This window comes from Actinomyces dentalis DSM 19115 (assembly GCF_000429225.1).
GTDB classification, from domain to species: domain Bacteria; phylum Actinomycetota; class Actinomycetes; order Actinomycetales; family Actinomycetaceae; genus Actinomyces; species Actinomyces dentalis.
Map to the genome: position 1 here is coordinate 1 of NZ_AUBL01000056.1, position 22,561 is coordinate 22,561.

The window sequence follows — 22,561 nt, forward strand, 5'->3', positions numbered from 1 at the left end:
GGCAGTACGGCGAACGCCGCTACCTGTCCCAGACCTCACTGCGACACCTGACCGACATGCTCCAGGCCGACAACAGCGCCAGCGACCGCGCCGCCCTGCCCGCCATCACCACCTGACCGGAAGAACACCACACCAAGGGACTTGACCCGCTCACTCCAGTCCGGTACGTCGATGTTGGAGTGCTTCGGTGTGCGGAGTCTGGTCTTCAGGAGGCTGGTGCGGAGGGTTCATCTGTTGTCGTGGGGTAGATGGGTGGCACGACGTCGGCCAGGTGGTCCAGCAGGGCTATGGTGGTCCGTTTGATCTCGTCGGTGCTCACGGTCGGGTCATCTCTGAACACCGCGACCCACAGGGTCCTTCCGGATTCGGAGTACCACACCCCGTAGGCGGTGTCGCCAGAGATCCGATCCGGGCTGACCGTCACGTAGCTGCGTCCGTCCAGGCCCAGGTCGATCTCCTCGACCGACCATCCGTAGGACGTGAAGTCAGTTTTGAGTCTGTCTTCCCCGACGAATGTATCTGCCATGCTCAAGAACCAGGGGGCGTTGATGTATCCGATTCTCACAAAGGCGAACCCGTCGAACGCCAGGGTGCAGGACAAGTCCGGGTTGTAGCTGAACGAGGAGGTGCGGCCCAGGTTCTCCGACTCCACCCGCCGCCCCGCGACCTGCTCGATCTCGGCGGTCGACAGGCCGTTGCACACCGTCGCGGGCACCTCCGGTTCCTCCGGCCCGCGGCGCGATAACCACCATGCGGCCCCGGACACCACGACCGCCGCGACCACGATCATTGAGATAAGAATGCAACGGCGCCGGAAAACCGTCGAGCGAGAGTATACGGGTTCGCAATCCGTCACCGACATTGGATTCCTCCGGAGATGGGACGAGCGCCACGGAGTGAATTATGCATAATAGGAATTATACGCGCCATAATGGTGTTCTCTCATTCACAGGTTTATGGTGGTGCAGTGCGGGCTCTGCCAGAGTGTGTGGTTGGGGTCCAGATGGTGCGGGAGGCAATCTGGGCGTTGCCGGGTGATCATCCGTGCCGGTGGTGTTCCGTTCGGGTGTTGTGCCGGGTGTTCGGGATGTGGGTGTGGCGGGCGGGGTTGTGGGGCGGGGCGGGTAGACGGTGTCGTTCTGGGTCGGGCCGGAGGCCGCGGTGTGGACGGTGGTCGTGATGCGTTGCAGCAGGGGGATCAGGATCGTGTCGGTGGGGTCCCGGGGCGGGACGGAATAGGTTTTGTCCATGCGGAATTTGATCGTGTACCCGTCGGGGTAGCGCCATAGGAGCCCGTAGTTGGATGAGAACTCGTAGGCGGCCCCCTCGCCCTCCAGGCCGTGGGCCGTCACGGGGCGCGCGTTGCTCACGCCGTCGAAGGCGTTGACCTCCTCCATGAGTTCCCGCTCCCTCGACCGGGTGTCGTACATGATTTCGAGGGTGTTGGTGGGGAAGGACTCGTAGGGCGTTCCAGCGGTGAGTCTGAGGTAGCAGCTGAGTGCGACTCTGCCCTCGTCGTAGGTGTGGCGGCTGAAGGTGATGGCTCTGAGCTGTTGGCCCAGGATGGCCTCCGTGTCTCCGGCGCTCATGAGGTCGCAGACGTCGACGTCGTCGGGGACGATGTTCTTCAGTCTTTCGTACAAGGCGGCGTCGGCGGCCGATGCCGAGGCGGCGGCCGCGGCCGAGGCCCGCGCCTCGCGCCACTGGCGCACGCGCGAACACCCGCACGCCGGCCACAGCGCCAGCACCACCACCAGCGCCGCCGCCGCCCGACGGCCGGCGGCTCCCCCCGCCATCACGACTCAGCCCCCCGTACCGTGATCGACCGTGCTCGACGACCCCCGGACCCAGCCCCTCGCGGCGGCATCATCAATGGCGTCCTTGAGCCTGCCAAGACGAGGATCCGGAGGGGCCTGACCCGCCCGGCCGGCGCGGAGACAAGAAACATGAGGGAATGACTCCTTCTAGGGATCCATGACATCCATCACCATACCAGGCGCGGACGGGCGTCGTCAGCCCAGATCGCCAGATCCCAGTCAACTCGATCCGATTTTCGGATCATTTACTGAGCCTTTCTCGCCGGGAGCGGCGGTCCGCGGGCCCGGATCGTCATGATGGCGAGGCCGGGCGGGCGCAAGGTGGTGCGGGTGGGGCTCCTGGGGCGGTCCGGGGCGGGGGCGTGTCCGAATCTGTTGCAAAGACGTCCCGCGGCGGGATCGGCGGCGAGCAGAAGCGCGGAATATCAACGATTATCTTCCGGCGTCCTGGTGGGATTCGGGCCTTTGCAACAGATTTGGACAACCGGCGCCGCCGCGGGCCCCCGGGAGGGGCGCCGCGAGTCGGGCGGAGGCCGCGACGGGCGCCCCCGGTCGCCGAGACGCGCGCTTCGCACTCGAAGGTGCAGTTCCAACCGTCATTCTCGAGTGCAAAATGCGCATCTCGACGAGGAGGAGGCCGGTCGCGGTCCTCGCGGACCGCGGCGACGGCCCCGCCCGCACCACCAAATGTCCCCACTCGCGCCGTCATGATCATCCTCACCCACGAGCCGCCGCTCCTGGAGAGAAAGGCTCACTCTTTGGCCGTTGGCGTCTGCTCTTCGGTCGCGGGGGCGTGCGGCGGAATTATAGTTATCCCGATCGACTGAGATATCGGTTTCTATATCATTCCACTAGCCCGGGGAGTCTGCTGCCTGGTCGTTCGTGGTTTGTTCGCCGGGCGCGGGTGCATTCGACGACGATCTTCTCCTGACTACGGGCGGGCGTCTCGACGGAGGCGGGGTCATGGTCGCGGTGACGGTGGGCGAGACCGCAGGGGTCGGCGCATCGGTCGTGCCGCGGTTCGGCTGCGGACTGGGCGGAGTGAAACCAGTGGCGTCCAGCAGCTGGGGGGCGCGGCGTTTGAGCAGGTGGGCCAGGTCGCCAAGACGGGCGGTGGCGGCCGCGTCGTCAGAAATGTCCATGGAGACGACGACGGCCGAACCCGCCTCGAACCAGCCCGCGTGGGCGCTGCCGTCCTGGATCCAGGAGACGACGACGGCGCCGGCGGTGCCGGGGATGGGTTGGCTCGTCGCGCCGCGGCGGGTGGTCTGGAGCACGGGAGTCTCCGGGTCCTTGTAGTTTGACAGGCGCTCGTCGGCGTCCGGGGTCGCCTCCACCCGGATTGACGCCGACTCGCCATGGACGGAGCAGGTCCAATACCCCGGTTCGGGACTCGGGATCGGTCCGCCCCGATCGTCGGATACAGACACGGCCTCGCCCACCAGGGGGCGCACGTCCTGCCGGGTCATAACCAGGCACATGGGCTCGGCCGGCCCCGTGCCCCAACGCAGGTAGAACCACAAGCCCGATCCTGCGGCCGCCAATACCACCAGCACCAGAAGGACCAAATTGTGGCCGCGGACGAGGCGTCTGACTCGTTCGACCGCGATGGTGAATCTTCTCATCCGTCAGCTCCGTCCGTCTGCTCGTCGGGGGAAGAAGTCGGCGGGGGCGGTGAGGAGGCCGGCTCACTGCTCCCGACCACTGGCGGGGAGGACGATGGTGTCGGCGAGGGCCCGAATCCGGTGACGGCGAGCAGCTGCGGTGCGTAGCGCTTGACGATTGCGGCCAGGTCGTCGAGGTAGCCGATGGCGGTCCTGTTGTCGTAGATGAATAGTGTAGAGACCACGACGGCGGAGTCGCCCTCGAACCAGCCGACGAAGGCCTCACCGCCCTGAACCCAGGAGATCAGGACGGCGTCGGTGCCGGGCACGGGCTCGCTCACCCCGCCGCGGTACTCGAGCAGCGTCTCGATCACCGGCGTGCAAATAGACTTATAATTCAGAAGATGCTCATCCGCATCCGGAGTCACCTCGATATCAACGCCGATCTCCCTGGTCTCCCCTCCGTAAATGGAGCACGTCCAGTAACCGCCCGCGACGACCGATGGATATGAGGAATACCCCTCGAGAACTCTCGTGGGCTCGCCTACGATCGGCCGGACGTCCTCCGCCACGATCAGTAGGCACATGGGCTCGGCGGGCCCGGCGGGATGAGTCCGGCGATACCACCAGACCCCGCCACTGACCGCCAGGGACAGAACCAGGAGCAATGATACCGCCAGTCGGACGGCCTTCCTCCTCCACACCCTCCACGGACCGTTAATGTCTGGGCGCCGCATTACGTCCATCAGTAACGCCTCCACCGAAATCAGTCAACAGACTCGCTGAAGGAATGCTGCTGTCGGTGAGCCAGCTGTTGAACTCCTGTTGATATGTAGAATTACTTCGAACCATGTCGAAGTCGATGTGATGGTAGGCGTCCACCCAGGAGTATGGGCGACCCGGCGTCCATCCGTAATCAGTCTTCCCGGTTGCGTAATCCATGCCCCTGATGTCATAATAAGCTCCCCGGACCGCACCCTCCTCACTCGCACTCTTCCCCTGAACGTTAAGGACCGATTGCTCGATGAACCCCGGCACCGCCCCATCGGATCGAGCGGCATTCGCAATCTCCAGGCTCATCGGGCCGTCGCACCCATATCCACTGGCCATAGCATCCAATTTTCGGCACTCGAATTCCCATCCCAGATCGAGAAGGAATTCGATTCCATACACGGCATCGGACGTGCACAGCAGCGTATTGAAGGCCGCCAACCGGCCCGAAGCGCGCGTGGAATCATCAACCACCGTCAACGTCTCATTGGGACGTCTCATTGGTCAGAACCTCCCCATTTACCCTGTCGCCGGCGTATCGGATCCATCCCTCGCACTCCACGTTCTTGATGGTGCCGTCCTCATTGTTCCTCCACATGGTCGGGGACAGGGAGACCTCGCCGAGCACCGCCTTCACCGAACTGTCGGGAGCACCGGAGCAGGTGAAGGTGGCGGCCGGATCCGCGGAAGTGGGGTTTGGCGGGTTCATCGTGCGCGTCGTCTCCGGGATGTGCTGCTGGGGGCGGGGCTTCAGTATGGGGGGAAGGGCACCCAGGTGCGTGATTGGTCGGTTCGGGCGGCTACCGGGGGGATGGCGGGGATGAGGGCGTGCAGCAGGTCGGTCATGGCCGCGGCGTCGTCCTGGTCGTAGGCGTAGTCGGCTTCTCCGGTGGTGAAGAGCTGGATCTCCAGGGCGTGGTCGTCGGGGTAGAGCCAGGCCGCGGTGATCGCCCGGTTGCGGTTGGTGAGCCAGATGTATCCGCGGCCCTCGACGTCGTCGAAGGAGATCGGTTGCAGGTCGTTGTTGTGGATGTTGTTGTCCAGGTCGCTGAAGGGGTAGGAGGGGGAGGAGGCGTTGAGTGTGGCGCCGGGCCAGTAGGCGATGCGGATTCTGGAGACGGCCGTCATCGAGCCCTGCCGGCCGTTGAGGTTGCAGATGAAGGTGTCGGTGTTCGCGCCGTTCTCGCCGGTTGAGGTGTGGTGCTCGAAGGCGTAGTCGGTGGTGCGGAAGGACATCTCCTCGACGAGGATCCGGCTGGGCACGACCTCGCACATGGTCTCCTCCGCCAGGAACGTCGGGGTCGGCGAGGGCGAGGGTGCGGCGGCCCCGACCCCGGGGCCGCCGCACCCGGCCACGCCCGCCGCCAGGGCCAGAGCGCCCAGCACGCACACCCAATCCCGAACCGCACGAACTACCCGCGGAATCATTTCGGCACTCCTCCCGCTTCGACCGCAATATCGGGGGAGTCGTCGGGGTCGGATGGTTGGATCATCGGTCGATCTCCGAAAGGGTTGTCAGGGTCGTAGATTCTTCGAATCGGATGAATCGTCGCCGACTCTACCGTCATGGTGGCCCCGATCACAAGTATTGTGGTGATGGTTGGGGTCTGCTCGTCCGTCATGCCCGCCGGGGGATGGGTGGTCGTCTTCTGCTCCGTCCCAGGGGCGGTCCGACGTTGAGCGACGGCGGGTCTTCCTCTGGTTGGTGGGGGCTGGTAGCGTGGTGGGGGTCATGGTCCCTGTGGGAGGAGTTCCTCCGTGTCGTGGTTTCCTGTTCTTCCGCCGTCCGGCGTGCTGATGTCGGTGTCGTCGGACTCGTCGGTGCCGTGCGGCGGGTCGCCGGGTTCGTCGGTGTCGTGCGGTGAGCCGCCGTCCGGCGTGCCGTCGCCGTCTGGTTCGTCGGGTCGGCGGCGCGGTCGGCGGCGCGGTCGGCGGTGGTGGCGCGCCGGGTGGGGCGCTTTGGCGGTGGTGTTGGCGTGCGGGGCGGTGGCGTGCTCGGGCGGTGGCGGGTCGGCCTCGTCGGTGAGCGTGCCGCCCCGCGCGCCCGGTGAGGCGTCGGCGGGATCGTCGTCTTCCGCGCAGCCGTCTTCGGCTTCGTCTCCTGCGGCGTCGGGTGCTCCTACGGTGCCGGGGGAGGTGACGGCGGAGTCGCTGTCGGATCCGGACTCGGATCACTACGTGGCGGCCATTCCCGAGGACCTGGACCAGGCCCAGAAGGAGGTCGTGGTAGCCTACGTCGCCCACGACCGGGCGACGTGGCGGGCCTATCGGGCCATGGACGGGGACCACTCCGCCGTGGAGACCACCACCGGCGGCGACGCCCTCGCGAAATTCCAGGACAACTACGCCGCCTGGGCCGCCCAGGGCCTTCACGCCAGCGGCGTCTACCGGGTGACGATTCAGACGGTCGACGTGGGCGGGGCGTCCTCGGACACCGCGGTCGTGTTCACCTGCGTGGATCAGCACGACACAGATCTCGTCAAGGCCGACGGGACCTCCAGCGGCAAGGACATCCAGCACACGTACGTGTACATGGCGACGTTGAACAGGTCGTCGTCGGGCTCATGGATCGTGGTGTCCGACGAGAACATGGACGTGGGGGTGGACCAGTGCTGAGGGGCGCGTGGCGGGCCGGGCTCGCCGTCGTGCTGGTCGCCGGGGCGCTGGGACCGGCGCCCGACGCCGTCGCAGATATGGGTGATCCCCCGTCCGGTGGTGGTGTGCAGTCCGATGGGGCGGGTGGTGGTCAGGTGGTGGCGTTCTCGTTCGAGGTGACCACGACGTCGGCCTCGGGCGGGTCGGATGGTGGGACGACGACGTCCTCGTCGTCGTCGGGCGGGGCGTACGTGCAGCCCACGTGCTGGTACGAGTCCCGGGGCACGGGCGTGGAGCTCGCCACCCAGATGCAACAGAGGCACGAGAGATCGAGGAGCAGCAGGCCCCCCGCAGGCTGGAAGGAGCCGTGGGTGACGACGAGGATGGACTACGCGGCCCACGCCGACGACGGCAATGGCATGTGGTACCAGGCCAAGTGCGACACATCCACCAAGGAGGGTCAGAACCAGCTGACGGAGCTGTCGCTGGCCGAGAGAATATGGGTGTGGGAGCCCGACGGCCAACGGGCTGCTCCGGAGCCGGTGGTGGATCCGGTGACTCTGGCGCGGGCTGCGGTGGAGGCGGCGGCGATCCCGGCCCCCAGTGTGGAGACCAACCCCAGGATCACCACCGACGACGGCGTGGAGGGCGCCGCCGTGGTGGGGGTGGACACCTGGGTGTGGGCCGCCTCCGACACCCCCTCCCACGTCGAAGTGCGCGCCACGGCCGGATCCACCTCGGTGACCGTTGCGGCCGACGCCGGCGGGCTGTCCCTGTCCGCCCCCCGGGCCAGGACCAGGTGCACCGGGTGGGGCGAGCCCTGGCGGGAGGGGACCAGCCGGGAGGGCGACAGCGACTGCGTCATCGTGTTCACCCGCTCCGCCGCCCACGTTCCCCTGACCGTGTCGGCCACCTACGACATCACCTGGACCTCTTACGCTGCCAGGCGCTCCAAGACTGGCGTCTCCGCTCATAGGGACGACCCCGACCAGCAGATAGATGCGATCGTAGGCGCCTACGGTAGCGGTGCGACGGCGGAGGCTCATCTGGTGGGGATCGCCGACGTCAGGGCCAAGGATAAGACGGCCGAGGAGATCTCCAAGGCAACGGAACTGAACGGAAGTGCGTCGACGGCAATCACGGCTTTCAGCACGGTGGCGGCTGGCGGGTTTTCAGCGCTGCCGTCACCCGCTGGGGTCGCCCTTTCCACGACGGTGTCGACCGTCAGTACGCTGGTGGCCCCGGTGGCGGCCGACGCACTGGTTGGCGACCCGCAAACGGCCAGTTCACCAGTATCCCTGCAACTGAGTGACGGCATGATGGCTGCGGCTGCCCAGGACGCCGCACAGGCGGGACTGATCAACCAGGACTCCTACCAGGTCGGCCCAACCGAGGAAAATCCGGATATTCAGACCGCGGCCGACCAGTATTCGTGGGTGGTCGATGATGGCCACGGGGGTCATACCATTGACTTGTCCCAGGCTTCCAAGGAGGATTTGGCTGGGGTCAACACCTGGGCGACTCAGGTCGCCGATCCCAATCGTGTGGATCAAATTCCTCCGGATCCTCGTCTTGTCAGGCTCAAGGACGCCATTGATGACGCCGCCGCGAGGGGTTACGTCCGGGGGTCGTCGAGCACGGTCGATCACAGTTCGGGGGGCTGAGTCGTGATGGTGGGGGGAGTCGCAGGTCGTCGGGTGGCGGCGGCGCTGGTGGTGGTGATGGCGCTGTGTCCGGCGTGCGGGTGCGCGCGCGTGCGCCAGTGGCGCGAGGCGCGGGCCTCGGCCGCGGCCGCCGCCTCGGCATCGGCCGCCGACGCCGCCTTGTACGAAAGACTGCGGAACATCGTCCCCGACGACGTCGACGTCTGCGGCCTCATGAGCGCCGGCGACATGGAGGCCGTCCTGGGCCAACAACTCGAAACCATCACCTTCAGCCGCTATACCCACGACGAGGGCAGAGTCGCACTCAGCTGCTACCTCAGATTCACTGCTAGAATGTCCTCCTACGAGGTCTTCCCCGCCAACGCCCTCGAGATCAGCTACGGACTTCGGCCAAGAGATCCGGGACTCATGGAGGAGGTCAGCGCCTACCCGGACGTGAGCGACGTGCGCGAGGTGAGCGCCGACGGCCTGGAGGGTCAGGGAGTGGCCTACTACGTCTCACAGGCCTATCACCTGGATTGGCACTACCCCGACGACTACGAGATCAGCCTCCGCATGGACAAAGACTACGGCGCCTCGCCCGAGGACCCCACCGACACGTTCCTGATCCCCCTGCTGCAACGCATCACGACCACCGTCCACGCCGCGGCCTCCGGCCCGCCCCAGGGCGAGACCGTCTACCCGCCCCGCCCCACAACCCCACCCGCCACACCCACACCCTGAACACCCGGCACAACACCCAAACGGAACACCACCGGCACGAGCAACCACCCACCAGCACCCCGAGCCACCACGAATCCATGAACAAAACACCATAACGATAGAGTAAGCGGTAATCTGTTCGATGGTGACCACTACGGTCTAGGCCTTCACTCACGATCCTCGCAAAGAGCAGCAGCAGTGACTCTCATGAACTCTACCAAAATTACCGAAGAACCGTCCTAAAATAACGTCAGTCCCAGAGTGAAAACTGCATTCACTGGAATCGAAGAAGCCGGTCGTGAGAGAGCAGAATGATGTTATCTTGGCGCGCGCTGCGGGTGGTGGGATGGTGTGCGGTGGTGTGCCTGGTGCTGGCGGCCTGCCCGGCCCCCTGGCGGGCCGGCGGCCCCACCACTACTCCCACCGCCACGGCGGTGGTCGCCGCCACCGCCCCCTCCGACCCGCACGACTACACCTGCCCGGGCATCCCCGACGAGGCCCTGGAGGCCATGTTCGGCCGGGAAGCGACCATCTCGGCCCGTCGAACCGATACCTTTTTCAAGGGCGCGGAATGCTGGGTGAAGGTTCCCGAGCAGAAAAGTCTGATCTTCTACAGCACCATCGGATACATCTACAAGAACCACGATCCGTGGGACGACCCCTTGGTATCGATGGGCAACACCCATTCGACCTTCTCCTTCCCCGAAGTCGACGGCTTCGGGGAGGCCAGGATCGACACCGGCCCGGACGCCCGCTACGGCACCACCGTCTTCACCTGCAAGGACCACTACCTGGCCCTGACCGTTGACGAGTTCTCCCTCACCCGCGGCGACGTGCGGACCAACCTGATCAACCTCACCCAATCCGCCCTGCCCTGGCTGTGCCAGGACCAGCCCATCCCCGGCCTGGGTCAGACCATGGAACAGGCCCGCCCCCCATGGGCCACCACCGCACCCACCGAACAGGCCACACCATGATCCCCGAGAAAGGGCGTCGATAATGCATCGTCGTCGTGTCCGGTCCGCGGTCGAGGGCCGCCTGCCCGCCGTTGTAGTGTGCGTCGTGCTGGTCGCGGGCCTGTCGGCCTGCGGCGGCGGGGGCGGGGCGAGCCCCACCACGCCCGCGGCGGAGGCGCCCACCCCGCTCGACGGAGTGCTGTGCGACGTCCTGCCCACAAACCTGCTATCCAACACCCTCGGCTTCGACTCCTACACCTACACCTATTTCCATAATCCAATATCCGGGAGCGGCTACGACCACCCCGGCTACTACTACGTGTGCATGCTCCAATCCGACTACACCACCTGGGCGATGCTGGAGATCCACTACGAACCCGACGACACCATCCCCCACCAGACAGAGTTCGGACCCAAGATCGGATCGGTCGAGTTCGACCGGGTGCCCGAGAGCTTCCCCGACGCCGAACCCGTGGACATCGACAGCCAGGACGGGCGGGGATGGGCCTGGGCCGTCAACAACGCCGCCTACGTCTTCTGGCTCTACCCCGACGGCCAGAGCCTGTACGTGAGCCTGAGAAGAGCGAACGGCGCCAAACCCGACGCCGACCAGCAACGAGCCCTGCGCACCGTCGCCGCCGTCATCATCGCCGACGTCCCCCCAGTAGCAGCCTCCAGCCCCTCCGTGAGCACCATGTACCCCTCCCCCACACCCTGACCCCACCCGCCCGCCGAACACCGCCGAGACCCGGGGCGGCGGGCCCGGCAGAAGAGCACGAACAGGAGCAACAGGAACAGGGGGTTATGACCATGGCAGGCAGAGGACTCCTCCGCGTCCGGCGGGGCCTCGCCGCTCTTGTTGCGGCGTGTCTTCCGGTTCTGGTCGGCTGCTCGCACGCCACCCCGCCCGCGCCCGTCGCCACCAGCCTGCCCTCCGCGCCGACCTGGCTGTGCCCCGGCGTCCCGTGGGAGGCCGTCAGCCCTATCGTCGGCTCCGGCCCCTACGTCCTCCCACTCTTCTACAACAACAAGAACGTCTACTACTGCCGTATCGAGGCCGCGGACACCGATTACAGTCCCGGATCCGCTTTCATCGAGTGGGGACCCGTCGAGAACCTGGCCGTCGGGCCGGGCGAGAGCTACTTCGAGGGGCGCAAGTCCCTGTTCAAGAGCACCAACGGATTCACCCTGCCTGATCTCGACGGCGAGGGCGGCATGCTCGTCGATACCGATAAGGCCGTCGCCGCCGCCTGGCGCTGCGGCACCGATGACGCCGCCGACGAGGGGCGCGGCATCATCCTCGAGATCCGGATCTCCGACGCCGACAGGGGCAGGCGCAACCTGAGACAGGACGCCGTCGGCATTATCACCCTCATCGAGCCCTGGGCCTGCGGCGAGCAACCCGTCCCGGGGGCCACCGCCACCAGCCCCGTCAACAGACCGTGGCCCACCGCCTACCCCGATTCCGACTGAGACCGGCGGAAGCAGTGGGCGCCCGACCCCCTCACCCCCGGGGGTGAACAGCGAGAGGTTGGAGGCGGGGAAGACCGATGCAGCCGCCCCTTCGCTCCCGGGGGTGAACAGCCGGCCGGGGAGTCTGGGCGCCCGTTTTCAGTGTGTGGGTGTGGGTCGGTTGATGGTTTGGATTTCGGCGACGGGCAGGTCGATGGTGGTCGTGGTGGTCAGGGCCTCCAGGGTGCCGCCGGTCCCGTTGGTGGAGGTCCAGGTGATGTCGTAGGTGGCCGACACGGTCAGGGGCACGTGGGCGGCCGAGCGGGTGAACACGACGACGCAGTCGCTGTCGCCCTCCCGGCTGGTCCCCTCCCGCCAGGGCTCGCCCCACCCGGTGCACCGGGTCCTGGCCCGGGGGGCGGACAGGGACAGCCCCGCGGCGTCGGCCGCAACGGTCACCGAGGTGGACCCGGCCGTGGCCCTCACCTCGACATGAGAAGGAGTATCGGAGGCGGCCCACACCCAGGTGTCCACCCCCACCACGGCCGCGCCCTCCACGCCGTCGTCGGTGGTGATCCGCGGGTTGGTCTCCACACTGGGGGCCGGGATCGCCGCCGCCTCCACCGCCGCCCGCGCCAGAGTCACCGGATCCACCACCGGCTCCGGAGCAGCCCGCCCCTCGGGCACCCACTCCCACACTTTGCTGCTGAACATCAACTCCTTGATCCGCGCCCGGCCCTCCTCGGTGGACGCGTCGCAGCGCATCCGGTACCACTGGCCGTTATCGGCGGCGTGAGCCAGAGCGTCCCCCTTATCGGGCGCATCCAGGAACAACAGCTTGCCGCCCTCAGGAGGATTCTTCGCGGTCTCCCTGCGCTTCTCCTCCTCAGCCGCCTCCGCGCCCGTCTTCTTGGGCTCGTACCAGCACGCCGGTTTCACAGAGGCCCCGCCCGACGACGAGGACGTCGTCGTCCCACCATCCGACCCGCCCGACGCCGACGTCGTGGTCACCTCGAACGAGAACGCCACCACCTGACCACCACCCGCCCCATCGGACCCAGCGACGGCCGCAGTATCACTGTCGCCGTATCCGTAGGCATTAGGAGCCACAATGCCAGCTATACCAATTGCCATGGCCACACCAACGGATAACGTCTTGAATCTTTTCAGCACTGGTCCACCCCCTGAGTTTCGTTGATTACGACAACCCAGGATCCCGATGACCTGCTCAGCGCCACCATGTACGAGAACGTGTGACGGACGTTCTTACCGCCCGAGGTTCCGTCCGCTTTAACCAGATCCGTATCGTGCTGATCAATGCAGGTGAACACGACCGCCTCGTCTGGGGTCGCGTCGTTCAACACGACCTCCTGAACCGTCACCCGGTAGACGCCACTCGTATGAAGGCCCTCGGCGCTCCAGCGCGCATAGTCATCCCGGTAACCCTGGAGGGCGTCGCCGCCGGCGGCGGCCTCCACGGCGGAGTGGTCCCCGTCCATGGCCCGATAGGCCCGCCACGTCGCCTTGTCGAAGGCGACGTAGGCCACCACAACCTCCCGCTGGGCCTGGTCCAGGTCCTCGGGGACGGACACCACCACGTAGTCCGAGTCCGGATCCGACAGCGACTCCGCCGTCACCTCCCCCGGCGCCGTAGGAGCACCCGACGCCGCCGCGGACGGCGGCACGGAAGACGACGGGCTCTCAGCGGACGGGCCCGCCGACGCCGACGCCTCACCGGGCGCGCGGGGCGGCACACTCACCGACGAGGCCGACCCGCCCCCGCCCGAGCACGCCACCGCCCCGCACGCCACCACCAACGCCAAAGCGCCCCACCCGGCGCGCCACCACCGCCGGCCGCGCCCCCGACCCGACGAACCAGACGGCGACGGCACGCCGGACGGCGGCTCACCGCACGACACCGACGAGTCCGACGACACCGACGCCGTCGCGCCGGACGGCGGAAGAACAGGAAACCACGACACGGAGGAACTCCTCCCACAGGGACCATGACCCCCACCACGCTACCAGCCCCCCACCAACCAGAGGAAGACCCATCAGCACATCTGTTCCCGTCCGCGACGACGGGCGGCCCCGGAAGTTACTGCTGGGGCGCCCTTCTGGCGACGATCCCGTCTCCACCCAGGGAGTCGTAGGAGACGATGATCCCGCCCGGACACAGCGCCACCGGGTCCGAGCCCATTCGGAAATCTGGCATGGAGACGCTGACCCACGCGGGCTCGCCGCCACCGCCCGAGTGAGCGGATCCGTCATCCTGTCGGGCGGCGTCGTTCTGCTGCACAATGAGCCGATCGGAGAAGTCGTGATGATAGTTGTCGTCCACGCGCGCCGAGAAGACGGGGGTGTCCACCGCGCCGGAGTACGGGGGGTACGACGCGCGCTCACTGCTCTGCTCGATGGCGCGGTAGGTTCCGGCCGGATCAATGGCCGTCACATCTCCCCTGCGGGTGTCGAAGACTTTCAGCGACAGCGGGTGTCCGAAATCCTTGGTCTGCCCCTCGACCTCGTTCTGAACGCTCCAGACGGATATGGCCTGGGGGCTGGCCTGAATCCCAACGATTCCCCAGTTCTCGGGATTGTCATCCTCCTTGAGGGACACGGTCTCACCGGTGTCGATGTTCTCCACCGTCCCGTCGTCAACGGGGTTGAGGACCCAGCCGCTCACATTGACGGGCCGACCGGCGATCACCTGCGCCTCAATGGTACGACTATTGGAAGAATAACTGCGATCGTCACTGAGACCACTCCTGGGTATCACATCGAGGCTCATCTCGGAGCGCAGATAGCCCCACACCTCATGTTTGCTCCGGACAATGACGGAAGAATGCCCTCCGGGCCCCGAGACCGCAATCTCCTCATCATCCAGCGGGGAGAGCTCGCGTCCGCTGACAATGTCGTAGACTCGACGGTTGATGACGATATTGGAGTCGGTCAGTTGCACGGCCGGTACCGCTCCGGTCACTTGGGTGTCAAGAGAGACCCGTCCCGTATCCGTACTCAGGACCACAACGCGAGTGATATCCTCGCGCGGGCCGACATCGTTGAGGGAACTGTCGGGCGTGACGTCGAAGGCGTAGGCGAGCCACGCGCCGTTGGGCGAAGTGAAGGCGGAATTCTCCATGTAGAGATCCACTCCCTTAAGGGAATCAGTCGTGGTGAAGCTCCAGGTGGCCTCCCCCGTCGAGGAGTCCAGCCCGTAGACGCCTCCACGGGTGACGAGGACGGCGCCGCGCACCCCGGCGAGGATCTGCACAGCACCGCTAGCAGTCGTCCACACCGGGTCGGCGCTGGACTGATCCTCGCCGGCGACCGCGGCCGATATCTCCGCGACCGTCGGAAAACCGTCATAACTGACCGCCGCACTGGTCGTGATCCGGACGAACCGGTCGAAGGAATTATTGATGAGATTCGGAACCGTCAACGCGATCACGGCGACCACGACGACGCTGACGAACCCCATCCCCACGTTCAGCACTCGAGACGCGGGCGCCGTTCTCCAAGTCCGCTGCGGGTCCGCCGGGGCCGCCGCCGGCGGGTTGAAAACCCTCCCGTATTCGGCTACGGCGCCCTCCAGCCTCGGGGCGCCGGGCCAGGAGGCCCACCCGTCCCACTCCTCCCGGGGCTGCGCGGCCGGTCGGTAGAGGCGCAGAATCAGGTGACTCATGACGGCGATAACCAGGAAGACCCACCCGACCGCCAGTCGGCCGATGTATCCGGGAATGCTCGCACCCGACCTGAAGATCCGATCAACACCCCATGCGTTAGGGAGGAGCACCAGGAAAGAGACAACAACAAAATCAAAGGCGATGAGCCAGATGATGAGGCCCCTGCGCCGCGTGGAGGAGCGCCACATCTGGATCACTGGAAAGATCCCCAGCGCGAACGATGGAAGAAATATCCCTATGGTGCCCCACCACCCATTGATCATCGGGGCCGACAGCGGTGAGCGCAGCACCTCCGCGATGCCCCACCCCATCAGGATGAGGGCCCCGCCCCCCGCCGCCAGGCGCACGCCGGCCAGAAGACTGAAGACCCACCGCCGGAGTCGCGAGGCCCGCCGGGGCGCCGCGGCCGGTGCACCCGAGCCCCGACCGGCGCCGCTGATCGAACCGTGGACGGGGTTGCCGATGGCGTTGGGGTTGCCGGGTTGCGTCGCCTCACTGTTCATGGAGCCAGTGTCGGACGTGCGCCACGCCTCAACAATGGGGAGTCCGCCCACCCGGCCGGGTGACTCCGTCAACGCTCGACGGCGGATCGGCGTCATGGAGCAGACGGCGAAGGAGAGCGACCATGAGCCTGACCCGGGGCGCTGACGGGCCGGAAAAGGTGGCCGGCGCGTGACTTCCGGGTGCGCGACGACTCCTGCACGTCCGGGGAATGGCGTCATCGCGCCGCTTCGAGGCGGAAGGGGCGCGGATGCGAGGGTGGGAATCAGGCCCGGTCCAGCCGGTCCAGGAGGTCCCGGGCCGTGTACACGTCCGTGATGAGGACGTTGACCCAGCCCCCGCGCAGGGCGCCGCGGATCGCCGCGCGCTTGTGCTCCCCGCCCGCCGCCGCCACGCGCCGCGGGATCGCGCGGATCTGGTCGGCGTCCGCCCCCACCAGCCGGGCGTCGTAACTGGAGCGCACGGGCGCGCCGTCGGCGTCGAAGAAGCGCAGGCACACGTCGCCGACGGCGCCCTCCGCCCTCAGCTCGACCGCGTCCTCCGCCGTCGTCATATTCCCCGACTCGCGCAGCAGGGCCGAGGGCTCCAGGCTCCCGATGCCCATGAGCGCGATCGTGACCGTCGGCAGGAGCATCATGACCCGCCTGACCGCCGGGTCCTTCATGAGCTGCTCCGCCGCGGCCGCCGACCCGAGGACCGCCGGGGAGGGGAAGAAGACCGGCTCGGCGCCCGTCGCCCGGGCCAGCAGGTCGATGAGGCGGGTCGTCTTGACCTGGACCCCGGGGTGGCCCGCTCCTCCGAAGAGCTGGACGACCCGGGTGGCCACGCAGGTGCGGAAGGCGGGCAATTGCTCGATCGCGGCCAGCCAGGTGGCCGACCAGGAGGACAGGCCGATGACGTCGCCGCCCGTGAGCGTGGTCTCCAGGTAGGTGGCCGCCGCGGAGCTCAGCGCCGCATCGATCTCCGCATCCGCCTTCCCGGAGTCGACGACGATGCACTCGGTGAGCCCGAAGCGCTCCTCCAGCCCCTCCTCCAACCCCAGGTGAGTCCCCTCCGGGGCCGTGACCACGGTGCGGACAATGCCCTCCTCGACGGCGCGCTTGAGCAGGCGCGAGACCCGGGGCTGGGAGACGTGGAGCTCGGCGGCTATCTCGGTCTGCCGCTTGCCGAGCTCGTGGTACATCCGGGCGATGCGCACCATCAGGCGGGTCCGGGCGGCATCGGCGCGAATGGGCATGATCGCAGTCCTTCTGGGGTCCGGGCGGGCGCCGGGCCGGGGGTCATCGTCAACAGGGCGTCAGGGGAAGACTACCGGCTCCCACCGGCATCACGACGACGAAGCGGGCCCGGATCCCCGACGGTGACCGGACGGTGACCAGGGCGGGACGCCGCACGGGCGCGGACGGCCGCCCTGGGCGCCGGTGACGCCGGACGGCATGCGGGCCGCCGCGCACGGGCACGCGGTGAGAGCCGGGGCGCTCGCCGGAGCCGCGGTGCGCCGACGGGGACCGGGGGTCACCACGTATCCGACTCCCAGTCGACGGCGTTGTTGATCGGCTCATTCGGATGCTTCGAGGCCCCCACGCCGCAGTAGGAGATGATCGCGGAGGAGATCCCGGCGAGGTTCCCCGGGTCGAGCTTCGCCCGATCGTGCTCATCGAGCATGTCGTAGATGACGCTCATGCGGTCATCGGAGTCGAGCTCCGCGAACTTGGAGCACGTGATGTCGCCCGCGGAGGACGAGGAGCAGGCGCCGACGGGCGCGCAGAAGGCGATCACCAGGGCGATGGGGACCACTCGTTTGACAACGGCGTTCATGATGATCCTCTCAACATTGATGGGACGCCCCCGACGAAAAAGGGGCCAAGGACTGGAATACGGACCACGACCGGGAGCGGCCATTCCGCCAGTCCCATTGTTGCGCACGCCCTCCCGCCCGGCAATACATTCGGAACGGTTGTATCAATTCTTGTACTCGTCCCCTGCGGCCGCGGCGAGTCGGCGCGCCGGAGACGACGGCGATACTCGCCGCACCCGGCGACGCACGATCCCGAATGAATGGAGACGGACGCGCGGAAACACGCACCAGCCGTTCGCGGAGAATACGGGGACGAATTATCCTCGGGAAAGCCGGGGCCCTCCCCCGGAAGAATTCCGGACCGTCCCGGAACCCTTCTGATGAAAAAGTTTGCCAATGGATTCGCTTCACCGAGACAGCAGAAGCGGAAGGCTCGGGGACGGGGACCGGCTCAGGAACGGGGAAGGATGAGTGCGGGGGCGGGATGGCGCCCGGGCCCCTCCCGCCGACGGACGGGAGGGGCCCGGATCCGGTCTTAGCGCTTCATCTGCTGGCCGAGGCTGCGGTCGGTCTCCTCCAGCGTCGAGACGATCTTCTCCAGGTTCCTCGAGATCGCGTCCAGCGAGTCGATGGTTCGCGTGGCCGAGGTGGTGAACTCGTGGTAGGAGGCCTGGAATGCGCCCGAGGCCGAGTCGGTGACGAAGCCCGAGGAGACGAGGTTGTCGACCTGCTGGCGGGCCGTGGTCAGCGACTGGTTGATCGTGTCGCGGGTGGTGCGCAGCTGACGCGCCTGGTTGCGCATCTCCTCGTAGGATGCGGAGATATTGGCCATGATGTGTTCCTTTCATGTGGCCCGGCCCCGGCCCATTGCCGCGGTGCCGTATGTGGGTGGTGTTTTCTATGGACAGTCTCCCGTCCGAACGGGTGCGGGGCGATGGGGATCAACCCCCGCCCCCGTTCAGTCGGAGACGAGGAGCGTGGACAGCAGCGCCTCGACGGCGGGGACGGCCTCGACCAGGTTCAGGGCGTCGGGGCCGACGGCGGTGCGGGCCACGAGATCGCGGCCGCCCCGGCGCAGGGCGTGGAAGGCGGTGAAGATGGCGTCGGCCCCGCTCTCGCCGCGCTCGCCGGGGAAGGCGGCCACCGACCGGTGGGCGGTCGCGCCGTCGGCGAGCTCGACGGTGTCGCTCACGTGCGGGCCGCGGCGGGCGGGCTCGACGGTGATGAGCGCGGGCAGGCGCTCGTCGGCCTCCCCCTCGGCGACCAGCTCGTGCAGATCGGTGAAGACGGGGTGGAAGGGCGGATCCGGCAGGTACAGCAGGCGCACCGCCAGCGTGTCGTCCGCCGGGATCCCGGCCACGCGCCGGGCGGTGTCCAGCAGGCGCTCGACGTCGTCGGGGTCCTCGTAGCGGGGCTCGCGCTCCAGGTCCGCCGGCCAGTGCGCGACGGCATCGGCGTCGTCGAACGGCACGACGATCCACCGGTCGGCCAGGTCCATCTGGAAGGTGGTCATGAGAACCTCACGGACTGCACGATGGCGTCGCTCAGCGCCAGGAGGGAGTCGACCAGGGCCTGGGAGTCCTCGTCGTCCTGGGCGGTGATAATGGTGAAGAAGACCATCCAGTCATCCGGCAGGCCGGGGTCGCCGACGTAGTAGGCGGCCTGGGTGCGCTTGACGGCGGCCCCCTCGGGCAGGTCCGGCAGCGCGGGCGGGTCGGGCAGGGCGCCGGCCAGCTGCTCGCCGGCCGCCCCCAGGCCCTCGCGCACGTCGTCGGTCGCGTCCGAGACCGTCACGGTCCGCATGACGACGAGCTCGCCGGCGTCCATGACGACCGTCTGCGGGGTCTGGGCGGCGATGGCCACGAGCGCGTCCATGGGGTCCTCGGCGAGCTCGCGGGGGAAGGGCAGGACGGCGATGAAGGTGCCGGTGCGCACCCCCGCCATCGGGTCGGCCTCCAGCAGGACCCGCAGGGCGCCCGCGCCCGCGAGCGCGGACAGGGACGTGCGCAGCTGGGCCTGGACCAGGTCGCGGGCCGCCCGCACCTCGGGGGCGTCGGAGGATCCGGGGGCGCCGTCCACGATCCGCTTCGCGAGCCGGTGCAGCTGGGGCGGCAGGCTCGCGCGCAGGTCGATATCCGCCCAGCCGGACGGAAGGATGAGCTCTATCTCACGCATGGCGGCTCCTATTGGTCATTCGGGGTGCTGGACGAGGTGCGGGCGGCGGGAGCGGCCGGATGGCCCGGACGCTCGCGGGGCTCGGCGCGGTCACCATCCGCCACCGCCTCCGCCGCCCCCGGCGGAACCGGCCCCGCTGCTGGACGCGGACGCCGTCTGGGGATCCACGCTACCGGTGGTGACGAGGTTGTAGAACTTCGGGATCGTGAAGGAATTCCACGGAGTCTTGTCCGTCTTCCCCCGGGTGCCCATATCGACCGCCACGTCGATGCCGTATCGGAGCGTCTCATTGGCGGTCTTCTTCGAGACTTCCTGAACAGTCGTCCTGGCCACGGTCCGCACCGCATTGGCCGCCGTGGTCCGCGCCGCATCGGCTCCGGCGGTCCTGAAAAGACCCTTCACGGCCTCACCCGGGGCGCTCAGAACCCTATTGGCCGCCTCGGCGCCGCTCTTGACCTTCGAGACGACGGTGGACAGGGCGCCCTTCGACGCCGAGGACGCGCCCTTGACCGCACTTTCCACAGCGCCCTTGGCCGCGGAGGCCATCTTCCCCGCACCCGCGAAGGAGGCCGCGGTCGTGACGACGTCAACGCCCGTACGCAGGAAGAATTCGCCCCAGCCCATCTTCCCGTCGGCGACCTTCCCCGCATTGACCGCCAGATTGACGGCCGTCGTGGCCGCGGACACGGCCGCCCCGGCATACATCAGTCCCGCGAGAACCGGGGCGGCCGCCCCGCCGGTGAGAACCGTGACAACCCCGGCCACGATCGTGGCCACCGCGATGATCGTACTCAGGTTCTTGAGAAACGGCTTGACGTGCTCCTCAAGCCACTTGCCGATATCGGAGATGACAATCTGGACCTTCTCCCAGAACGTGTCCTTGAGCGGGCTGTTGCGGCTGGTCTCCCGCAGGGCGTCGGCGGCCCTGTTGCCGGCCTCGTCGCGCTCCTTGATGACGGCCTTGAGCCGCTCGCGCGCCTGGGCGATCCGCCCCTCCGCCGCCGCGCGCTTCGACTGGGCGGCGCGGTAGTCGGACTCGGCGCGGGAGCGCTCCACGGGATTCGTCGTGCGCTGGTGGCAGTAGTACTGCTCCCACTCCTCTTGCTTCCACCGGCGCCGATCCCCCTGGGCCTCCTTGGCCTCCTTGAGTATGGGCAGAGACTTGGCCTGCGCGCCCTCCAGGGCGCCGGCGTAGGTCTTGAGCGCGCCGGCGGCCCCGGAGCAGCGCGAGCTGGCCTGCTTGATCTGGACGACCAGGTCCTCGCAGTCGCTGCGCAGCGCATCGATGTGGTGGCTCTTGCCCTTGAAGGTGATGGCGTTGAGCCGGTCCCTCGCCGTGTTGATCGCCTCGGCCACATCCGCGTAGTTCTGGGCGGCCTGCCGGACGACGCCGGGGTCGCCGGGGATCGGGTCCGAGGACGCCAGCGGATTCCAGTCGGTTGGACGCGCCATCAGTTCTTCTCCTTCTTCGCGGCCAGGCGCTCGCGCAGGCGCCGGGCCTCGTCGTTGCGCCGGACCTCATCGCCCGGGTTGGCCCCGCCGCTGCGGGCGCCGAGTGCGCTCATACCGGCCGCCAGGCCCATGCCGCTCATCATTCCGGTGTCGCGCGCGCCCGTCGTCGAGCCGGACGGCTCGGAGGCGGCCGACGGCGCCGTCGTGGCGTCGGGGGCGAGGTCCTCGGCGGCCGGGGGAGTCGGCGCCGCGGTGTCGGCGGGCATGTCGACGGGGCCGGCGCCCGCCCCGCCGGAAACCGGCAGGTCCGAATCGGCGAGCGAGCCCGGGCCCGGGTCGGTGAGCGGATCCGAACCGGCGAGCGGGCCCGAGGAGCCCCCGTCCGACGGCCCCGGGCTCGACGGGAGGGGATCCCCGCCGGCTCCCGGCGCCCCGGCGCCGTCCGGGGCCCCGGTGGCGCCCGCCGCGCCGGCGTCGTCCGGCGCGCCGGCGGGACTGGGCGCACTGGCGTCGGCGGACTGGACCTTGACGTCGTGGATCTCGGGGACGGCGCCGTCGGAGTCGTCATCGGCGTCGTCGGAGCCGATGTCCGCGCCGTCCACGCCCAGCAGGCGCTGAAGGATGGAGGCGCGGTCCTCGGCGACAACAGGCCCCGCCGCCGCGCCCGTCCCGTTCCTCCTGCCCTCGGCCAGGGAGCGGCGCAGCGCCTCGGCGGGGTCGGCCTCGCCGCCCTGCCCGGACCCGGCGGCGCCCGGCGCCGTGTCGCGGCGCCCCAGGAGCGTGGCCAGCGCCGTCAGGCCGATCCCCGAGACGCCGGCGACATTGAGCGTGGTCTCGCCGCCGTGCGCGGGATCCAGCGCCACGTCGACCAGGTTCCCCAGGACCCGGCGCACCCGCTCCAGGTACTCCCTGTTCGTCCCGGTCAGGTTCGCCTGGGCGGCGCCTCCCTGGACCTGGGCGACGCCGGCATCGCCGGCACCGGGATCGGTCTTGTGCAGGTTCGCCTGGGCGGCGCCCCCTTGGACCTGGGCGACGCCGGCATCGCCGGCACCGGGATCGACCTTGTGCAGGTCCACGGCCCCGGCGGGCACCTTCACCTGCGAGATGGACACGAGGTCGCCCTTGTCGTTGTAGACCGGCTGGAGGTCGGCGATATCGCACACGGTGCCGTCGGGGGTCACCACGGTGGTCACCTTCGGCGGCGGGCCGGCCTCCCCCATGAGCGTGCCCACGCCCTCCAGGTGGCCGAGCTTGACCTGGCGGGTGCCGTTGATGACGACGTTCGGCAGCTTCTCGTCGGTGGTGGTGTCGTCCAGGGCGGCGTTCCCGCCCTTGCCGGTGACCTGGGAGGGATCCTTCGTCGGATCGGTGGTGGTGTCGTCCAGGGCGGC

The 22,561-nt window shown here is 68.1% G+C and carries 25 protein-coding genes and 1 pseudogene; 7 read left to right on the top strand and 19 right to left on the bottom strand.

Going from position 1 to position 22,561, the window contains the following annotated elements:
• Nucleotides 1-205: 205 nt before the first annotated feature.
• The 8 genes from G446_RS0111600 to G446_RS20105 all read right to left on the bottom strand — a co-directional run bounded on the left by G446_RS0111600 (nucleotide 206) and on the right by G446_RS20105 (nucleotide 5,814).
• The gene (locus G446_RS0111600) at nucleotides 206-790 is read right to left on the bottom strand and encodes a hypothetical protein (RefSeq protein ID WP_156916641.1); all 585 of its coding nucleotides are present in this window, start codon (nucleotides 788-790) and stop codon (nucleotides 206-208) included.
• A gap of 127 nt (nucleotides 791-917) precedes the next feature.
• Complete coding sequence (locus tag G446_RS0111605; RefSeq protein WP_026410269.1) at nucleotides 918-1,796, bottom strand: hypothetical protein; 879 nt, start codon at nucleotides 1,794-1,796, stop codon at nucleotides 918-920.
• A gap of 872 nt (nucleotides 1,797-2,668) precedes the next feature.
• On the bottom strand, nucleotides 2,669-3,340 hold the full coding sequence (locus G446_RS0111610; RefSeq protein ID WP_156916642.1) for a hypothetical protein: 672 nt from the start codon (nucleotides 3,338-3,340) through the stop codon (nucleotides 2,669-2,671).
• Nucleotides 3,341-3,438: 98 nt separating this feature from the next.
• The gene (locus G446_RS20090; RefSeq protein WP_156916643.1) at nucleotides 3,439-3,849 is read right to left on the bottom strand and encodes a hypothetical protein; all 411 of its coding nucleotides are present in this window, start codon (nucleotides 3,847-3,849) and stop codon (nucleotides 3,439-3,441) included.
• Between the two features lie 289 nt (nucleotides 3,850-4,138).
• Nucleotides 4,139-4,666: a hypothetical protein gene (locus G446_RS20095; RefSeq protein ID WP_156916644.1), complete on the bottom strand. Its 528-nt coding sequence runs from the start codon at nucleotides 4,664-4,666 to the stop codon at nucleotides 4,139-4,141.
• Between the two features lie 10 nt (nucleotides 4,667-4,676).
• Nucleotides 4,677-4,901, bottom strand: coding sequence for a hypothetical protein (locus G446_RS20100; protein ID WP_156916645.1), 225 nt, complete (start codon nucleotides 4,899-4,901; stop codon nucleotides 4,677-4,679).
• Between the two features lie 41 nt (nucleotides 4,902-4,942).
• Nucleotides 4,943-5,578 (bottom strand): hypothetical protein, encoded by a 636-nt coding sequence (locus tag G446_RS0111620; RefSeq protein WP_156916646.1) that lies wholly within the window; start codon nucleotides 5,576-5,578, stop codon nucleotides 4,943-4,945.
• A 38-nt stretch (nucleotides 5,579-5,616) separates the two neighbouring features.
• Nucleotides 5,617-5,814: a hypothetical protein gene (locus tag G446_RS20105; protein WP_156916647.1), complete on the bottom strand. Its 198-nt coding sequence runs from the start codon at nucleotides 5,812-5,814 to the stop codon at nucleotides 5,617-5,619.
• A gap of 556 nt (nucleotides 5,815-6,370) precedes the next feature.
• Between G446_RS20105 and G446_RS18865 the strand changes: the two genes are divergently transcribed.
• Complete coding sequence (locus G446_RS18865; RefSeq protein ID WP_156916648.1) at nucleotides 6,371-6,808, top strand: hypothetical protein; 438 nt, start codon at nucleotides 6,371-6,373, stop codon at nucleotides 6,806-6,808.
• A 130-nt stretch (nucleotides 6,809-6,938) separates the two neighbouring features.
• Here the strand turns inward: G446_RS18865 and G446_RS20110 are convergent, their stop codons facing one another.
• Nucleotides 6,939-7,091: a hypothetical protein gene (locus tag G446_RS20110; RefSeq protein ID WP_156916649.1), complete on the bottom strand. Its 153-nt coding sequence runs from the start codon at nucleotides 7,089-7,091 to the stop codon at nucleotides 6,939-6,941.
• 67 nt (nucleotides 7,092-7,158) lie between these two features.
• Between G446_RS20110 and G446_RS18870 the strand changes: the two genes are divergently transcribed.
• From G446_RS18870 to G446_RS0111650, 5 genes are all read left to right on the top strand, one after another.
• Nucleotides 7,159-8,451 carry a DUF6571 family protein gene (locus G446_RS18870; protein WP_156916650.1) on the top strand — a complete coding sequence of 431 codons (1,293 nt, stop codon included), beginning with the start codon at nucleotides 7,159-7,161 and terminating at the stop codon, nucleotides 8,449-8,451.
• 6 nt (nucleotides 8,452-8,457) lie between these two features.
• On the top strand, nucleotides 8,458-9,174 hold the full coding sequence (locus G446_RS0111635) for a hypothetical protein (protein WP_156916651.1): 717 nt from the start codon (nucleotides 8,458-8,460) through the stop codon (nucleotides 9,172-9,174).
• 293 nt (nucleotides 9,175-9,467) lie between these two features.
• On the top strand, nucleotides 9,468-10,130 hold the full coding sequence (locus G446_RS21070; RefSeq protein ID WP_245574684.1) for a hypothetical protein: 663 nt from the start codon (nucleotides 9,468-9,470) through the stop codon (nucleotides 10,128-10,130).
• Between the two features lie 22 nt (nucleotides 10,131-10,152).
• Nucleotides 10,153-10,827 (top strand): hypothetical protein, encoded by a 675-nt coding sequence (locus G446_RS0111645; protein WP_156916652.1) that lies wholly within the window; start codon nucleotides 10,153-10,155, stop codon nucleotides 10,825-10,827.
• Between the two features lie 92 nt (nucleotides 10,828-10,919).
• Nucleotides 10,920-11,582 carry a hypothetical protein gene (locus tag G446_RS0111650; RefSeq protein WP_156916653.1) on the top strand — a complete coding sequence of 221 codons (663 nt, stop codon included), beginning with the start codon at nucleotides 10,920-10,922 and terminating at the stop codon, nucleotides 11,580-11,582.
• A gap of 138 nt (nucleotides 11,583-11,720) precedes the next feature.
• On the opposite strand, the gene G446_RS0111655 is transcribed toward G446_RS0111650, so the two are convergent.
• Nucleotides 11,721-12,275, bottom strand: coding sequence for a hypothetical protein (locus G446_RS0111655; RefSeq protein ID WP_245574685.1), 555 nt, complete (start codon nucleotides 12,273-12,275; stop codon nucleotides 11,721-11,723).
• 124 nt (nucleotides 12,276-12,399) lie between these two features.
• Between G446_RS0111655 and G446_RS0111660 the strand changes: the two genes are divergently transcribed.
• The gene (locus G446_RS0111660) at nucleotides 12,400-12,597 is read left to right on the top strand and encodes a hypothetical protein (protein WP_026410278.1); all 198 of its coding nucleotides are present in this window, start codon (nucleotides 12,400-12,402) and stop codon (nucleotides 12,595-12,597) included.
• A gap of 130 nt (nucleotides 12,598-12,727) precedes the next feature.
• On the opposite strand, the gene G446_RS18875 is transcribed toward G446_RS0111660, so the two are convergent.
• From G446_RS18875 to G446_RS20400, 9 genes and pseudogenes are all read right to left on the bottom strand, one after another.
• The gene (locus G446_RS18875; RefSeq protein ID WP_156916654.1) at nucleotides 12,728-13,159 is read right to left on the bottom strand and encodes a hypothetical protein; all 432 of its coding nucleotides are present in this window, start codon (nucleotides 13,157-13,159) and stop codon (nucleotides 12,728-12,730) included.
• Between the two features lie 500 nt (nucleotides 13,160-13,659).
• Nucleotides 13,660-15,747 carry a hypothetical protein gene (locus G446_RS17655; RefSeq protein ID WP_034470329.1) on the bottom strand — a complete coding sequence of 696 codons (2,088 nt, stop codon included), beginning with the start codon at nucleotides 15,745-15,747 and terminating at the stop codon, nucleotides 13,660-13,662.
• A 263-nt stretch (nucleotides 15,748-16,010) separates the two neighbouring features.
• Nucleotides 16,011-16,982 (bottom strand): sugar-binding transcriptional regulator, encoded by a 972-nt coding sequence (locus G446_RS0111675; protein ID WP_026410279.1) that lies wholly within the window; start codon nucleotides 16,980-16,982, stop codon nucleotides 16,011-16,013.
• A 278-nt stretch (nucleotides 16,983-17,260) separates the two neighbouring features.
• Entirely contained in the window at nucleotides 17,261-17,563 is a 303-nt protein-coding gene (locus tag G446_RS0111680; RefSeq protein ID WP_156916655.1) for a hypothetical protein, read from the bottom strand.
• 515 nt (nucleotides 17,564-18,078) lie between these two features.
• Nucleotides 18,079-18,375 carry a WXG100 family type VII secretion target gene (locus G446_RS0111685; RefSeq protein ID WP_026410281.1) on the bottom strand — a complete coding sequence of 99 codons (297 nt, stop codon included), beginning with the start codon at nucleotides 18,373-18,375 and terminating at the stop codon, nucleotides 18,079-18,081.
• Between the two features lie 126 nt (nucleotides 18,376-18,501).
• On the bottom strand, nucleotides 18,502-19,056 hold the full coding sequence (locus G446_RS0111690) for a hypothetical protein (protein ID WP_026410282.1): 555 nt from the start codon (nucleotides 19,054-19,056) through the stop codon (nucleotides 18,502-18,504).
• Nucleotides 19,053-19,718, bottom strand: a complete 666-nt coding sequence (locus G446_RS0111695; RefSeq protein WP_026410283.1) for a hypothetical protein — start codon at nucleotides 19,716-19,718, stop codon at nucleotides 19,053-19,055. The genes G446_RS0111690 and G446_RS0111695 overlap by 4 nt, the downstream gene beginning before the upstream one ends.
• A gap of 90 nt (nucleotides 19,719-19,808) precedes the next feature.
• Nucleotides 19,809-21,170, bottom strand: coding sequence for a putative T7SS-secreted protein (locus G446_RS0111700; protein WP_026410284.1), 1,362 nt, complete (start codon nucleotides 21,168-21,170; stop codon nucleotides 19,809-19,811).
• Nucleotides 21,170-22,561: pseudogene (locus tag G446_RS20400) on the bottom strand (hypothetical protein); the annotation flags it as partial. The gene G446_RS0111700 and the pseudogene G446_RS20400, both read right to left, overlap by 1 nt.

Coding starts and splice junctions, on each gene's coding strand:
- G446_RS0111600 (WP_156916641.1), bottom strand. CDS start 790: ATGATCGTGGTCGCGGCGGTCGTGGTGTCCGGGGCCGCATGGTGGTTA.
- G446_RS0111605 (WP_026410269.1), bottom strand. CDS start 1,796: ATGGCGGGGGGAGCCGCCGGCCGTCGGGCGGCGGCGGCGCTGGTGGTG.
- G446_RS20100 (WP_156916645.1), bottom strand. CDS start 4,901: ATGAACCCGCCAAACCCCACTTCCGCGGATCCGGCCGCCACCTTCACC.
- G446_RS20105 (WP_156916647.1), bottom strand. CDS start 5,814: ATGACGGACGAGCAGACCCCAACCATCACCACAATACTTGTGATCGGG.
- G446_RS0111635 (WP_156916651.1), top strand. CDS start 8,458: ATGGTGGGGGGAGTCGCAGGTCGTCGGGTGGCGGCGGCGCTGGTGGTG.
- G446_RS21070 (WP_245574684.1), top strand. CDS start 9,468: ATGTTATCTTGGCGCGCGCTGCGGGTGGTGGGATGGTGTGCGGTGGTG.
- G446_RS0111645 (WP_156916652.1), top strand. CDS start 10,153: ATGCATCGTCGTCGTGTCCGGTCCGCGGTCGAGGGCCGCCTGCCCGCC.
- G446_RS0111650 (WP_156916653.1), top strand. CDS start 10,920: ATGGCAGGCAGAGGACTCCTCCGCGTCCGGCGGGGCCTCGCCGCTCTT.
- G446_RS0111655 (WP_245574685.1), bottom strand. CDS start 12,275: ATGTTCAGCAGCAAAGTGTGGGAGTGGGTGCCCGAGGGGCGGGCTGCT.
- G446_RS17655 (WP_034470329.1), bottom strand. CDS start 15,747: ATGAACAGTGAGGCGACGCAACCCGGCAACCCCAACGCCATCGGCAAC.
- G446_RS0111675 (WP_026410279.1), bottom strand. CDS start 16,982: ATGCCCATTCGCGCCGATGCCGCCCGGACCCGCCTGATGGTGCGCATC.
- G446_RS0111680 (WP_156916655.1), bottom strand. CDS start 17,563: ATGAACGCCGTTGTCAAACGAGTGGTCCCCATCGCCCTGGTGATCGCC.
- G446_RS0111685 (WP_026410281.1), bottom strand. CDS start 18,375: ATGGCCAATATCTCCGCATCCTACGAGGAGATGCGCAACCAGGCGCGT.
- G446_RS0111690 (WP_026410282.1), bottom strand. CDS start 19,056: ATGACCACCTTCCAGATGGACCTGGCCGACCGGTGGATCGTCGTGCCG.
- G446_RS0111695 (WP_026410283.1), bottom strand. CDS start 19,718: ATGCGTGAGATAGAGCTCATCCTTCCGTCCGGCTGGGCGGATATCGAC.
- G446_RS0111700 (WP_026410284.1), bottom strand. CDS start 21,170: ATGGCGCGTCCAACCGACTGGAATCCGCTGGCGTCCTCGGACCCGATC.